The organism is Streptomyces sp. NPDC055815 (genome assembly GCF_053616475.1).
The window spans coordinates 185,121-198,848 of sequence record NZ_JBSHDU010000002.1 but is presented as its reverse complement, the minus strand read 5'-3'; the positions used below and the strand labels follow the sequence as shown (position 1 = coordinate 198,848).

Below are 13,728 nucleotides of genomic sequence, written 5' to 3'. Positions count from 1 at the left end.
TCTCGGCATCCGAACGGCTCAGAGCCGGGAGATCTCGTCCACCAGGTCGTCCAGGCCCAGCGGTCCCAGGGAGAGCGCCGCCATGTGCCAGGCCTTCGCGTCGAAGGCGTCGCCGTGCGCGGCCCGCGCGTTGGCGCGGCCGAGCAGCCAGGCGCGCTCGCCCAGCTTGTAGCCGATCGCCTGGCCCGGCATCGACAGGTAGCGGGTCATCTCGCTCTCCACGAACGACGGCGGGCGGCTGCTGTGCAGCTGGAAGAACTCCTGGGCGAGCTCCGGCGTCCACCGCTCGCCCGGGTGGAACGGCGACTCCGCGGGGATCTCCAGGCCGACGTGCATCCCGATGTCCACGATCACCCGGCAGGCGCGCATCATCTGGCCGTCGAGGTAGCCGAGGCGGCGCTCCGCGTCCGGCAGGAAGCCGAGTTCGTCCATGAGGCGCTCCGCGTACAGCGCCCAGCCCTCCGAGTTCGCGCTGACCTTGCCGATCGTCGCCTGGTAGCGGGAGAGCCGGTCGGCGACGTGCACCCACTGCGCGAGCTGGAGGTGATGGCCGGGCACGCCCTCGTGGTACCAGGTCGACACCAGGTCGTACACCGGGAAGCGGGTGGTGCCGTCCACGGGCAGCCAGGTGCGGCCGGGGCGCGCGAAGTCCTCGGAGGGGCCGGTGTAGTACGGCGCGGCGGCGCCGCCCGGCGGGGCGATCCGGGACTCCACCCGCCGTACCCGCTCGGCGAGTTCGAAGTGGGTGCCGTCGAGCGCCCCGATGGCCTCGTCCATGAGCTCCTGGAGCCAGACCCGGACCTCCTCGACGCCCTCGATGTGGGTGCCGTGCTCGTCGAGGTGGGCGAGCGCCTCCCACGGGTCGGCGCCCGGCAGGATCCGCTCGGCCTCGGTCCGCATCTCGCCCAGGAGCCGGTGGTACTCGGCCCAGCCGTACGCGTACGCCTGGTCGAGGTCCAGGTCGGTGCCGTTGAAGAAGCGGGTCCAGCGCTGGTACCGCTCGCGGCCCACCGTGTTCGGGGCGTCGGCGACGGCCGGCGCGTACACGTCCCGCATCCAGTCCCGCAGCGCCTCGACAGCGGCGGTGGCATCCTTGGCGGCCGCCGCGAGCTCGGCCCTCAGCTCCTCGGGCAGCGTGTCGGGGCCGGCGGCGGCGAACTCCTCGAACCAGCCGGGCCTCCCGGTGCCGTCGCCCGCCCACTCGGTGAGCTGGCCGACGAAGGTGGCGGTGGGGCGCGGCCCGCCGAGGAGCTTGCGCTCCAGGCCGAGGGCGAGCGCGGCGCGATAGCCCTCGAACGCGGCGGGGACGGCACGCAGCCGGGCTGCGACCGCCGTCCAGTCCGCCTCGGTCTCCGTCGGCATCACGGTGAAGACGATCCGGACGCTGTGCGCGGGCGAGCGCATGTTGCTGACCGCGCAGAGGTGCTCCTCGGCCTCGTGCACGGCGAGTTCCGCCGCGAGCCGTTCCCGCAGGAGCCGGGCGCAGCGCCGCTCGGCGTCGTCGTCCGCGCCCGGGGCCCGCTCCGCCTCGTCGAGCCGGGCGAGCGTGCGGCGGGCGAGCTCGGCCACCGCGCGGTGCCCGGCGGGCGAGAAGTCCGGCAGCCGTCCGGCGCTCTCCTTGACTCCCAGGTACGTACCGATGATCGGGTCGAGGGCGATGAGGGCGTCGACGTGGTCGTCGGCGACCTGGCGGGGCAGCGGGCTGCTGGAAGTGTCTGGCATGGGGGTCATCCTGGCGCCTCCGACGGGCCCGCGTCACCCTCGTCCGGGCTCAGTCGGCTGACAAGGAAGGGCCGGAGGAGGGCGGCAGGAGGGGTCCGCACTCCCACTGCTGGAAGATCAGCCGGGTCTCCACGCGGGCCACCTCGCGACGCGAGGTGAACTCGTCCAGGACGAGACGCTGCAGGTCGGCGGGGTCCGCCACGGCCACGTGCACCAGGTAGTCGTCGGGCCCCGTGAGGTGGAACAGCGCCCGGGACTCGGGCAGGGCCCGGATCCGGTCGACGAACGGACCGATCAGTTCACGCCGATGGGGGCGGACCTGGACGAGAAGCAGCGCTTCGAGCCCACGCCCGAGTTTGGCCGGATCCAGTCGTAGCTGGTGTCCGAGGATCACCCCGGTGCGGCGCAGCCGCGCCACCCGGTCCAGGCAGGTGGAGGGTGCGACGCCGACCTCGGCGGCGAGTTCGCGGTAGGTGCTCCGGGCGTCGTTCTGCAGGAGGCGAAGAATGTGCAGATCGACCGCGTCCAGTACGACAGAATCAGCCATCTGGCGAACGTAGCACGGCCGATTCGCACTACCTTCCGGTATCCGTTCACAGTGCCGCCATGGACGCCATGGATCACGGCCTCTCGGTCACCCCGAGGGCCCTTGCCACCGAAGCCGTGCACGCGGGCCGCGAAGACCTCGCCGGACTCGGGCTGCACGCCCCGCCGCTCGACCTGTCGACCACCTACCCCTCGTACGACGCCCGGGCCGAGGCCGCGCGCATCGACGAGTTCGCCACCACGGGCGCCCGGCTCGACGGGCCGCCCGTCTACGCCCGGCTCGACAACCCGACCGTGGCGCGCTTCGAGGAGGCCCTCGCCCGCCTGGAGGGCGCCGAGGCCGCCGTCGCCTTCGCCAGCGGCATGGCCGCCCTCACCGCCGTGCTCCTCGCCCGCGCGAGCCAGGGCCTGCGCCACGTCGTCGCGGTCCGCCCGCTGTACGGCTGCAGCGACCACCTCCTCGAGGCGGGGCTGCTCGGCACCGAGGTGACCTGGACCGACCCGGCGGGCATAGCCGACGCGATCCGGCCCGACACCGGGCTCGTCATGGTCGAGTCGCCCGCCAACCCGACCCTCGCCGAGGCCGACATCCGGGCCATCGCCCACTCCTGCGGCTCCGTCCCGCTGCTCGTCGACAACACCTTCGCCACGCCGGTGCTCCAGCGCCCCGTCGAGCAGGGCGCCCGCATCGTGCTGCACAGCGCCACCAAGTACCTCGGCGGCCACGGCGACGTCATGGGCGGTGTCGTCGCCTGCGACGAGGAGTTCGCCCGTACCCTCCGCCAGGTCCGCTTCGCCACCGGCGGGGTGCTCCACCCGCTCGCCGGCTATCTGCTCCTGCGCGGCCTCTCCACCCTTCCGGTACGGGTCAGGGCGGCGTCCTCGTCGGCCGCCGAGCTCGTCCGGCGGCTCGCCACCGACCCCCGGATCGCCCGCGTCCACTACCCCCGGATCGGCGGCGCGATGATCGCCTTCGAGGTGTACGGGGACCCGCACGACGTGATCGCCGGCGTACGGCTCATCACCCCGGCGGTCAGCCTCGGCAGCGTCGACACCCTCATCCAGCACCCGGCCTCCATCAGCCACCGGATCGTGGCCGAGGGAGACCGGCGTTCGGCGGGCGTCAGCGACCGGCTGCTGCGCATGTCGGTCGGCCTGGAGGACGTCGAGGACCTGTGGCGCGACCTGACCCAGGCGCTCAGTGCTCCGCCCGGCGCGCCCCTTCGTGCGGCTGCTGCTGCGTCCGGGCGGCCGGTCGCGGTGCCGGGGCCAGCCGGGCGGTGATGACCAGCGTGCCCTCCTCGATCTGGTAGTCGAGGGGGAGGTTCAGCGCCCGCATCGCGGCCACCATTCCCGTGTTGGAGGACTGCGTCACGGCGTACACGCTGTCGCAGCCGGTCTCCTCGGCCATCGCCACCAGTCGGCCGAGGAGCTCGGAGCCGATGCCGCGCCGCTGCCAGTCGTCCTCGACGAGGAGGGCGACCTCCGTCTCGTCGCCGTCCCACAGCAGGTGGCCGAGGGCGACGAGCCGGCCCGAGGCCGTCTGGACGGCGAGGGTGCGGCCGAAGCGGGGGCTGAGCAGGTGGTCGAGATAGCGCTCTGCGTCGCCGACCGGGCCGTGGTAGCGCAGGCCGAGCGTGCGGGCCGAGCAGCGGTCGTGCATGGCGCGCGCGGCGGCCAGGTCGCGCTGGTCGGCCCGGCGGACGGTGATCTCGTTGCCCTCGGGCAGGGTCAGCACGTCCTGGCTGCGCGGGACACGGGGGCCGAGCCGGGCGTCGAGCTCGACGAGGGCGCGGGCCCGGGCGAACTCGGTCGGGGTGAACGGCAGATAGGGCCGCTCGATGATGAGGGTGCCGCCGTGCGGGTCGCGCAGTCGCATCACGGTCTCCTCCAGGACGCCCTCGACCGGGGCCTGTTCGCCCGTGGGGCGACCCGTGAGGGAGACCGCCGGCACCGAGTGGAGGGTGCAGCGGCCCAGGAGCTGGCGCAGCGCGAGCGGGAGTTCGGCCGCGTCGAGGGCGGTACGGGTGGCCAGGCCGAGGACCCGGGTGGGGGTGTCCACCAGGTCGTGGGCGTCGGCCCGCTCGGTCCAGGTGTCGCGGCCACCGGCGGCCGCCGTCTCGCGGGCGAGTGCCTGCGCGGAGAGGTCGGCGGGGGCGCGCAGCAGGAACTCGTCGACCGTGCCGTCGCCGAGCGGGTGGGTCTGGAGGGTGAGGATGTCCACGCCCAGGCGGGCGAGGACCGTGCACAGCGCGGCGAGGCTGCCCGGGGTGTCCGCGACGGTGGTCCGCATCCGCCACAGCGTCGTCTCGGCGGGCGGCGCCGGCTCCTCCTTCTTGTGGTCTACGGGTGAGGTCACGGCCTCCGTGGTGGGGCGCCCGCCGGTGTCACGGGCGGGCGGGGCATGGCTGGCATGGCTGTGCCGCCGTGCCCACCAGGTGTGGAACCCGGCGGTGGCGATCAGCGCGATCGCCGAGAAGACCAGGAGGTAGGGGCCGTCGGGGCCCTTGGCGATGGTCTTGGCGATCGTGTCCGCCACCACCACGGCGGTGAACATGGCGGCGAGCTCGATCAGGTCGTGCCGCCAGTGGTGCGGGCGGCGGGTGCTCTTCGAGGACGTCACATCGGTCATGGCTTCACTGTGACCCAGCGGTGTTGCGTGATCACGAACGCTTTGTGACTGACGGGTTAAGCGCCGATCTGGCGGCTTAACGACCGATTCAGACCGTTTCCGTCAGAGGTTGATCGGCTCCCTGGCGGAGTGCGTTCAGCAGCCGCCTGGCCTGCACCACCAGCTGCGAGGAAGCCCGCCCGGAGGCGAGCGCGTCGAGCCCGGCGAGCTCACCGCGGGCCCCGCACCGCTCCACACAGTCGGCGGCGACCGCGAGGACCTCGCCGAGCCCGTGGACCGGTCTCGCCCGGGCCGGCAGCTTCGCGAGCACCGCCGCGAGGATCTCCCAGACCGTCCCGTACGCCCCCGTGACGGCCGCCGTACGGGCCGCGTCCGCCAGCCGGTTCGGCTTGACCGAACCCTCCGCGACCAGCCACGCCAGCTCCTCGCCGAGCCGCCGGGGATTCAGCTCGCCCCGCGCCGCCAGGACGAGCACGGCGTCCACCGCGCGCAGCCGGTCGTCCGCGTCCACACAGCCGAGACCGCACGCCAGGGCCAGCAGCACCGCCCGGCCCACCGGGCCCTCGGCCTCGGCCAGCGCGGTCAGCGGTTCGGTCGCGCCGCGCTCGTCCGCCCCGGCGGAGTGCGCGAGCGTCGGCAGGAGGCAGGCCGCGAGCAGCTCACGGTCGGCCGGCAGTACGGCAGCCCACTGCGCGCGGTCCTCGCTGCCGTGGTGGCAGGGCCAGGGGGTCGCCTCCAGGGCGCCACCGAGCCACTGGAAGGCGGGCGGGAACTCCGCCCGCACCGCCTGGTGCGCGCCGAGGTCGACGACGAGGCGGTCGATCAGGTGGTACCGCCGCAGGGACGTGTCCTCGTCCCGCCGGAGGATCCGTACGGTCGCCCCCACGGCCGCCTCCTCTCTCAGCCAGGCGGCCAGCCGCCGGCCGGCCGGAGTGCCGAGCGCATCCGCCTTCTTGACCGCCCGCCCCGCCGACGGACCGTCCCGCTCCACCCGGAGCAGGGCCTGCGCGAGATCGGCCGGAGCGGGCTCGACGCCCGCCTCCCCGTACAGTCGCAGCCGCTCCACCAGGACCAGCGGGTCGATCGCTCCCGTGTGCCGGGTCGGCGTGGCGAGGAGGAACGGCAGCGCGCCCGTGCCCACCAGGTCGGCGGCCTCCCACAGACGGGCGTCGAGGACCCCCGACAAGGCCTGGTGGAGACAGGAGTCCGCGCCGGGCCCCTTGGCCCGTTGGAAGGCGACGAGCGTCGGGTCCAGCAAGCCGATGACCCCCGCCAGCACCACATGGATCCCCTGCGCGGTGTGAATGAAGTCGTGGGTTCGCTGCTCCCCCCGAGCCGAGGGGAAAGCCTCCCGCACCGCCTCCGCGACCGCCGCCCGGTCCCGGTGCGCGAGCCGCACCAGACCGTCGAGCGCCCGCTCGAACGCCACGGGGTCCTCCGGGAGCCGCTGCACCACCAGCTCCGCCACCAGCGCCTCGATCGTCGTCGCCGGGGGCGGGACCGGCTGCGCCCCGGGCACCGGCGGCAGGATCTCCTCGTACGGAAGTGCTGCCTCCGGCTCCAGGTCCGCACCGAACAGCTCCTCGGCGGCCCGCCGGTGCGTCGGGCTCAGCAGCCCGGCTGCCTCGGCCAGCTCGCGCCGCACGCCCTCGTCCACGGAGTCCAGATGACGGCCCACCAGCTTGAGCGCCCGCTCCTGGATGTCCGTGTCCTCGCTCCCGAACGCCTCCGTCACGGCCGGCAGCAGTTCCCCGGCCGCGCCCGGCTCTCGCGCGAGCACCTTCCCGACCAGCGCCAACTGGGCCCGCACCAGCTTCTTCTCGGTACGGAACAGAACCCCCGACGTCATCTCGGCCAGCGCCCCGACCGGCACCGACCCCGCCGAGGCGAGCTCCACCAGGACGTCCTGGGCGTATCCGGCGACGACCGACGGCGCGTCGGCCGCGATCCCGACCCAGTCCGGGATCCGCGTCCGCAGCTCCTCCGCGTCCGGTGCGAGGAGCTGCACCACCTGCAGCGGGAGGCGCAGGTTCCGGACGGGACCGCCGCGCAGCAGCCGGGACACGCACAGGTCAAGGACCCGCGCACGGTCCAGGACCCCCTCCTCGACGAGGGTCCGCAGCGCCGACGGCCAGTGCCTCTCCGGCCGGCGCCCGACCGGCCGGGACAGCCGCTCGGGCGGCTCGGCCATCGTCAGGGCGTGCGCCACCAGGGCGGGTGTCTGCGGGTCCTCCCGGAGCCGCTCCACGAGCCGGTCGTCGTTCAGGTGCCAGGTCCACCCGGTGACGTAGCCGTCGGTCGGGGGAACGGTGTGTCCGGCGCGGACGATCAGCCCGTGGAGAAGCGGGTAGCTGTTCTCCGCCACGGCCCGGCGCCCGGCCAGCCGCCCCGCCAGGTCCGCCGCCCACTCCGGGTCGGGATCGCCGAGCGCCGCGAGGACCAGGGGCTTGTCCTCCTCCCGGATCTGCAGGTCGCGCGCGCCGAGCCAGCTCGCCGCGGCCACCGGCGTCGGGAGACAGCCGGCGCCCGCCACATACAGCGCGCTGCGGATGCGGCTCGGCACGTACGGAGGCGTCGCCCACTCCCCGGCGCGCACCTCGGCGCGCAGCACCTTCAGCCGTGCGAGCGCGGCCTTGCGCTCGGCGGCGTCCAGCGGCTCCAGAAGTCCAGGCACCCGGTTGGCCTCCCCGGCGAGCACCGCGGCCAGCAGCCCGTCGACACGGGACGGGCGCTCCGCGCCGGTTCCCGAGCCCGGGGACTCCGGCGCGGACGGGCGGACGGAGGAGAGCTCCTGAGCGGATCGCGTCATGGGAACGACGTTAGGACCCGCCACTGACAATCACCCGGTCCGCACCTCCGCCCGCCCCTGACCTGCGGTTACTGCCCGACCCGCCCCGGCTGGAGGACCTTGCTGAACAGCACCGTCCCGCCCTCCGCCCGCAGCCGTACCGTCAGCTCCCCGCTCCCGCCGTCGATGTCGACCTCGCCGAAGTACTGCGGGCTCTCCATCGGCGACAGGTTCGCCCGCTCCGGCGCCCGCACGAAGACCCGCTCCGGACCGAACGTCGCGTCGAGGGCGTTCGCCGGGAACCCGCCCGCCGCCAGCGGACCGGACACGAACTCCCAGAAGGGGGCGAAGTCCTGGAACGCCGCCCGCTCCGGCGCGTAGTGCTGCGCCGAGGTGTAGTGGACGTCCGCCGTCAGCCACACCGTCCCGGTGATCCGCCGGTGCTTCACGAACCGCAGCAGCTCCGCGATCTGCAGCTCCCGGCCCAGCGGCGCACCCGGGTCGCCCTGCGCGATCGCCTCGAAGTTCGCCGCGCCGTCCGTGACGACGAGACCGATCGGCATGTCCGCCGCGAGCACCTTCCACACCGCCCTGGACGCGGCCAGCTCCCGCTTGAGCCACGCCAGCTGCTCGGCCCCGAGGATGCCGGTGGTGTCGTCGGCCTGCCGGCCGGGCGAGTTGGCGTTCCGGTACGAGCGCATGTCGAGCACGAACACGTCGAGCAGCGGCCCGTACCGCACGACCCGGTGCATCCGCCGCTCGCGCCCCTCACCGCGCGGGTGGAGGGTGGAGACCGGGAAGTACTCGCCGAACGCGCGCGAGGCGCGGGCCGCGAGGACGTCCACGTCCTTCTCCGTGTAGCGGGCGTCGTCCAGGATCTGGCCCGGGTACCAGTTGTTCCGCACCTCGTGGTCGTCCCACTGCACCACCGACGGGACCTGCGCGTTGAAGGCCCGGACGTTGTGGTCGAGCAGGTTGTAGCGGAAGTTGCCCCGGTACTCGTCGAGGGTCTCGGCGACCTTCGACTTCTCCGGCGTCGTGACGTTCCGCCAGATCCGCCCGTCCGGGAGGGTCACGCTCGGCTGGATCACCCCGTCGGCGTAGATCGTGTCGCCGCTGCACAGGAAGAAGTCCGGGTCCAGCCGGCGCATCTCCTCGTACGCGCGGAAGCCCCCGATGTCCGGGTTGATGCCCCAGCCCTGCCCCGCGATGTCGCCGGACCACAGGAAGCGGACCCCGTCCCGGCGCCGGTCCGGAGCCGTACGGAAGGTGCCGAGGACCGGCTCGCCCGCCCGGCGCGGGTCGTCCGGGTCGACGAGCGTGACCCGGTAGTGGACCTGCTCGCCGGCGGGCAGGCCGCGCAGGGCGGTCGTGCCGGTGAAGTCCGTGTCCGCGCCGATCAGCGGCCCGAGGTGGCGGCGCGCGTGTCGGAAGGACTCCGTCGCAGAGGTCTCCACCAGCATCCGCGCCGGCCGGTCCGAACGCACCCATACCAGACCGGAGGAGGCCGTGACGTCACCCGCCTGCACACCCCACTCCGCCCGGGGCCGGCCCGACAGCGCGAACGCGGGGGCGGCGAGACCGGTGCCGCCGAGGGTGAGCGCCGCCGACGCGGCCAGCGAGCCGCGCAGGACACTGCGCCGGGCGGGGGAGGGGGAGGAGCCGGGCACGGAAAGGGACATGAAAAGGCCTCCGGGGTCGGGTCGTTCCGGTCGCGGACGGTGCGCCACCCCGTTGCTCACGGCCGGGGCGCCGCGCCGCACCCATGCCTAACGGCCGGGTGCGGCGCCCGCGCGAACCCTGCGTGAACAGAACGTCCTTGGGGGCTGGGGCGTGGATCCAATGTCCTGGATCCAGACATTGGATCCGGGATCCTGGATCCCATCTTCGAATCCCGGATCCTGGATACCGACTTCGAATCCGGGATATTGGATCCCACCTTTGAATCCCGGATCCTGGATCCCATCGTCGAATCCGGGATATTGGATCCCGACCTCGGATCCCGGATCCCGGAGCCAAGCCGGCCCAGTCACCCCCTCCCACACGCCTCCGCCACCAGCCTGACCCCGGTGCCGATCGCCGAAGGCGCCAAGTGCGCATACCCGATGACGAGCCGTACGTCCCCGTCCGCCGGTCGCGCCGTGCCGTACTCCTCCAGGGGGCGCAGCGCCACCCCGGCCTCCGCCGCCCGTGCCAGGAAGCGCTCCGGTGGCCCGAACCGCGCCGGTACGCGCGCGATGACGTGCAGTCCGGCCGCGATCCCGCTCACCCGGGTGCCGGGCAGATGGTCCGCGAGCGCCGCGAGGAGGGCGTCGCGCCGTTCCCGGTAGGCGCGCTGGCAGCGGCGCAGCTGCCGGTCGTACCCGCCGCGCGTCACGAACTCCTCGAGGACGGCCTGGTCGAGTACGGGATTGCCGAGGTCCATCGTCCGCTTGCGTTCGACGACCTCGGCGAGCAGGGCCTCCGGCACGAGCATCCAGCCCAGCCGCAGCCCCGGGGCGAGCGATTTGCTGACCGAGCCCGCGTAGGCGACCCGCTCGGGGTCGAGGCCCTGGAGCGCGCCGACGGGCGCCCGGTCGTAGCGGAAGTCGCCGTCGTAGTCGTCCTCCAGGACGTACCCGTCCACCGCGCGCGCCCAGTCGAGGAGCGCGGCACGGCGTTCCGCCGACCAGCTGATACCGGACGGGAACTGGTGCGAGGGCGTCACGACCACCGCCCGTACCCCGGAGTCGGCGAGCGGCCCCGGGCGCAGCCCCTCCTCGTCGAGCGGCAGCCACACCGTCTCCATGCCGGTGGAGGCGAACAGCCGTCCGTGCTCCGGGCTGCCGGGATCCTCGATCCCCACCTGGCGCAGTCCCCGCGCGCGCAGGACGAAGCCGAGGAGCGTCGACGCCTGCGCCACGCCCGAACAGACCACGAGACGCTCCGGATCGGCGACCACGCCCCGCCGCCGGGCCAGCATCGCGGCCAGTGCCTCGCGCAGCCCGGGGAGTCCGCGCGGGTCCGGGTAGCCGAGCGCCGGGTGGGGGAGCCGCGTGAGCACGGACCGCTGCGCCGCCGCCCACGCGCTCCTCGGGAACAGCGACAGGTCCGGGGTCCCGGGGCGGAAGTCCACCCGGACCCCCGGCGCCCCGGCGGCCAGGTCGCGGGCCGTTGGCACGGCCGCGCGGGCCGCGCCGCCCACCCAGGTCCCCGCGCCCCGGTCGCTGCGCAGGTATCCCTCGGCCGTCAGCTGTTCGTACGCCTCGGTGACGAGCCCCCGCGAGACGCCGAGGTCGGCGGCGAGCTCACGGGTCGACGGCAGCCGCGTCCCGGCCGCGAGCCGCCCCGAACGCACCGCCTCCCGCAGCGCCTCCTGCAACGCCCGCCCCCGCCGCCGCGCCGGAGCCCCGACGGCCGGCAGCAGCAGCTCCCAGGCCGCCTGCCCCTGACTCCCCATGCCGCATGGCCCTTCTCGCCGCCCCGCGCCGGGCCCCGCATTCGGTCCCGGTCGGGACCCATGATGCCGGGGCCGGTGCGGCGGCAGCTACGTCGATCGGGTGCATCGGCGGTGTGGCGTCGGCCCGTTCCGGGGCCGGTCGACTGCCATGGACGGGTGAGGGGACGCACGGGCAGCGGGCTGTTGGCGCGGATCGCGAACCGGCGCGAAGCCCGGCGGCGGCGCCGAGGTGCGCGTGACTCCGGCGCGGGCCGTGCGGGCCGCACGCAGTGGCCCGTGCTCGTGGTGGCCGTGCTGCCCGGTCTGGCCGCGATGGTGGCGCTGCTCTTCACCTGGCGGGAGGTACGGGTCACGGAACAGGGCCAGCTCACGAGCAGGTTCAACGACGCGATCACCAACCTCGGCTCCCCGTCGCTCGACGTGCGCTTCGGTGGCATCTACGCCCTCGAACGCATCATGCAGGACTCGCCGCGCGATCAGCCGAGGGTCGTCCAGGTCCTCTCGGCGTACGTGCGCCGCCATGCGAGCGTCCCGGCGACCGGGTTCGTGAAGGAGCCGGAGGAACCACCGGAGGGACAGGAGACACCCGACCACCGTCGTCCGCCGACGGACGTGACCGCCGTGGTGAACGTCCTGGCCCACCGCTCCGCCCGCCACGACGGCGGCACCCCGGTCGACTGGAGCCGGGTGGACCTCCGGGGTCTGTTCCTGACGAGCTGGGCCGTCAAGGACCTCGCGAAGGTGCCCGAGGGCGGTGCGTTCCCGCGCGAGCGTGCCCCGTTCGCGTACGTCAACCTCGAAGGCGCGGACCTGCGCCATGCCGACCTGTCGGGGATCGACCTGCGGAGCGCGTTCGCGGCCGAGGTCAACCTGAGCCGGTCGACGCTCCTGCGGGTCGACCTCGGCGAGGCCGATCTGAGCCTGGCCGACCTGTCCGAGGCGAATGTGCTGGAGACGAACCTGGTCGGCGCGGACCTCAGCGGTGCCATCCTGCGAGGGACCTTCCTGGGGACGACGGACGATGTCCCGCTGCGCGTCAAGCCGTCCGATCTGTCTCGTGCCGTGCTCTGGGACGCGGATCTCACCGGCGCGTATCTCGGCGGATCGACTCTGACGGGAGCGATCCTGGCCGATGCCGATCTGACGGACGCGTCCCTGGCCGGCGCCCATCTCCGTGGCGCACGGCTCAGCGCGGCCGACCCGTCCCTGCAGGCCGAGGTCGTCGCCGGCGTCGTGGCGGAGAGCGCGAACCTGACCGGCGCCGACCTGCAGGGTGCCGATCTGCACGGCGCCGACCTGCGCGAGGTGAACCTGACCCGTGCGAATCTCGCGGGTGCGGACCTCACCGACGCCGACCTCCGAGGGGCCACGCTGACCGGGGCCAGGCTCAACGGCGCACGCACCGACGGCGCGCGCGGGCTGCCCCGCTCCGCCCCCGCCCCCGACTGATCGTCACCGCCCCAGGTCCAGGGTCAGCTGCCCGGACAGCGCGCGCAGGAAGTCCGGCGCGTCGAACAGCGCGCCGGCCGAGGCGACTCCGGTCGTGCGGGTCCGGCCGGTGAGGATGCGGTGGACCGCCTCCACCGCGAGCGGTGCGCTGACGGCGTAGATGTCCTGGCCGGCGGCGACGGCCCGGCGTTCCGTGCCCCCGGAGCGCACGACGACGTCCACGAGGAAGGTCTGCGCGGACCGGCCGCGCTCGTCGACGGCGGTGGGTGCCGTCGCGTCCGGAGCCGACAGGTCCTGGGCGGCGTCGACCGCCATGTACGTGCGTACCTCGGGCACCTTCAGATGGCTGGGGACGGTCACCACGTCGGCCATGGTGAACTCGCCGATGACGGGCCGCGGGCCCAGCGGAGCGGGGAAGGGCCACTCCACGACCGAGAACGCGTCGTCGTGGTACTCGAGGCGTCCGCCGCTGTAGCGGACGTGCCGGCCGTTCCGCCGTTCCCGGGAGACCTTGCCCGCCGTGAGGGTGCCCGCCGTGGGGTGCCAGCTGCTCAGCCCGTACGCGACGTGCACCTCGTCGGCGGCCGTCCAGTCGCCCATGGCCGTGGTGGCGAGGAGGTCGCCGAGGCCGCCGAAGAAGGCCATCGCCGGGAGGACGACCGTTCCGGCGGCGCGGGCGCGGTCCGTGAAGCGGGCGAAGGTGTCGGCGTTGGCCTCGATCTCGGCGGCCACGTCCACGTACGGGATTCCGGCGCGCAGGGCGGCCTCGATCACCGGGGCGCCGGTCGCGGCGAACGGCCCCGCGCAGTTGATCACGGCCGCCGCTCCGGCCAGCGCGCGGTCGAGCGAGGCCGGGTCGTCGACCGACGCCGGGCGGACGTCGAGGCCTTCGTGCGCCGCGGCGAGCGTCTCCAGCCTGCCGGCGTCGCGGCCGGACAGCACCGGGACGTACCCCCGCTCCAGGAGCTCCGCCACCACGAAGCGCCCGGTGTGGCCGTAGGCCCCGAACACGACGACCCGCTGATCCGATCCCATGACTTCTCCCGCCGTTCCCGGTCATCACAAGTGCCCGGTTGTCGAATGTTGAACTACGTCCATCCTGGCGGTCGTTGGCGGCCACCGCGAGTGTCCGGAACGCCATGCCCCGTACAA

Annotated in this window: 9 protein-coding genes; 2 read left to right on the top strand and 7 right to left on the bottom strand. The window is 74.0% G+C overall.

Translation table 11 applies throughout. The features are described 5' to 3' along the window. Positions 1–18: 18 nt before the first annotated feature. Together ACWGN5_RS02665 and ACWGN5_RS02660 are read right to left on the bottom strand one after the other, a co-directional pair. Entirely contained in the window at positions 19–1,722 is a 1,704-nt protein-coding gene (locus ACWGN5_RS02665; protein WP_453510785.1) for a DUF885 domain-containing protein, read from the bottom strand. Between the two features lie 49 nt (positions 1,723–1,771). After that, the gene (locus ACWGN5_RS02660) at positions 1,772–2,269 is read right to left on the bottom strand and encodes an Lrp/AsnC family transcriptional regulator (protein ID WP_388849479.1); all 498 of its coding nucleotides are present in this window, start codon (positions 2,267–2,269) and stop codon (positions 1,772–1,774) included. A gap of 59 nt (positions 2,270–2,328) precedes the next feature. Between ACWGN5_RS02660 and ACWGN5_RS02655 the strand changes: the two genes are divergently transcribed. Then, a complete protein-coding gene (locus ACWGN5_RS02655; protein ID WP_453510784.1) occupies positions 2,329–3,552 on the top strand; it encodes a trans-sulfuration enzyme family protein in 1,224 nt (407 codons plus the stop codon). On the opposite strand, the gene ACWGN5_RS02650 is transcribed toward ACWGN5_RS02655, so the two are convergent. From ACWGN5_RS02650 to pdxR, 4 genes are all read right to left on the bottom strand, one after another. Continuing rightward, complete coding sequence (locus ACWGN5_RS02650; protein ID WP_453510783.1) at positions 3,467–4,900, bottom strand: GNAT family N-acetyltransferase; 1,434 nt, start codon at positions 4,898–4,900, stop codon at positions 3,467–3,469. The genes ACWGN5_RS02655 and ACWGN5_RS02650 overlap by 86 nt on opposite strands. 88 nt (positions 4,901–4,988) lie before the next feature. Then, positions 4,989–7,709 carry a DUF7825 domain-containing protein gene (locus ACWGN5_RS02645; RefSeq protein WP_453510782.1) on the bottom strand — a complete coding sequence of 907 codons (2,721 nt, stop codon included), beginning with the start codon at positions 7,707–7,709 and terminating at the stop codon, positions 4,989–4,991. A 68-nt stretch (positions 7,710–7,777) separates the two neighbouring features. Beyond that, entirely contained in the window at positions 7,778–9,370 is a 1,593-nt protein-coding gene (locus tag ACWGN5_RS02640) for an alkaline phosphatase D family protein (protein ID WP_453510781.1), read from the bottom strand. 347 nt (positions 9,371–9,717) lie between these two features. Next, entirely contained in the window at positions 9,718–11,127 is a 1,410-nt protein-coding gene (gene pdxR, locus ACWGN5_RS02635) for a MocR-like pyridoxine biosynthesis transcription factor PdxR (protein WP_453510780.1), read from the bottom strand. 156 nt (positions 11,128–11,283) lie between these two features. Between pdxR and ACWGN5_RS02630 the strand changes: the two genes are divergently transcribed. Then, positions 11,284–12,576 (top strand): pentapeptide repeat-containing protein, encoded by a 1,293-nt coding sequence (locus tag ACWGN5_RS02630; protein ID WP_453510779.1) that lies wholly within the window; start codon positions 11,284–11,286, stop codon positions 12,574–12,576. Positions 12,577–12,579: 3 nt separating this feature from the next. Here the strand turns inward: ACWGN5_RS02630 and ACWGN5_RS02625 are convergent, their stop codons facing one another. Next, on the bottom strand, positions 12,580–13,611 hold the full coding sequence (locus ACWGN5_RS02625) for a saccharopine dehydrogenase family protein (protein WP_453510778.1): 1,032 nt from the start codon (positions 13,609–13,611) through the stop codon (positions 12,580–12,582). Between the last annotated feature and the right edge of the window lie 117 nt (positions 13,612–13,728).

Coding starts and splice junctions, on each gene's coding strand:
- ACWGN5_RS02640 (WP_453510781.1), bottom strand. CDS start 9,370: ATGTCCCTTTCCGTGCCCGGCTCCTCCCCCTCCCCCGCCCGGCGCAGT.
- ACWGN5_RS02625 (WP_453510778.1), bottom strand. CDS start 13,611: ATGGGATCGGATCAGCGGGTCGTCGTGTTCGGGGCCTACGGCCACACC.
- pdxR (WP_453510780.1), bottom strand. CDS start 11,127: ATGGGGAGTCAGGGGCAGGCGGCCTGGGAGCTGCTGCTGCCGGCCGTC.
- ACWGN5_RS02645 (WP_453510782.1), bottom strand. CDS start 7,709: ATGACGCGATCCGCTCAGGAGCTCTCCTCCGTCCGCCCGTCCGCGCCG.
- ACWGN5_RS02655 (WP_453510784.1), top strand. CDS start 2,329: ATGGACGCCATGGATCACGGCCTCTCGGTCACCCCGAGGGCCCTTGCC.
- ACWGN5_RS02660 (WP_388849479.1), bottom strand. CDS start 2,269: ATGGCTGATTCTGTCGTACTGGACGCGGTCGATCTGCACATTCTTCGC.
- ACWGN5_RS02650 (WP_453510783.1), bottom strand. CDS start 4,900: ATGACCGATGTGACGTCCTCGAAGAGCACCCGCCGCCCGCACCACTGG.
- ACWGN5_RS02665 (WP_453510785.1), bottom strand. CDS start 1,722: ATGCCAGACACTTCCAGCAGCCCGCTGCCCCGCCAGGTCGCCGACGAC.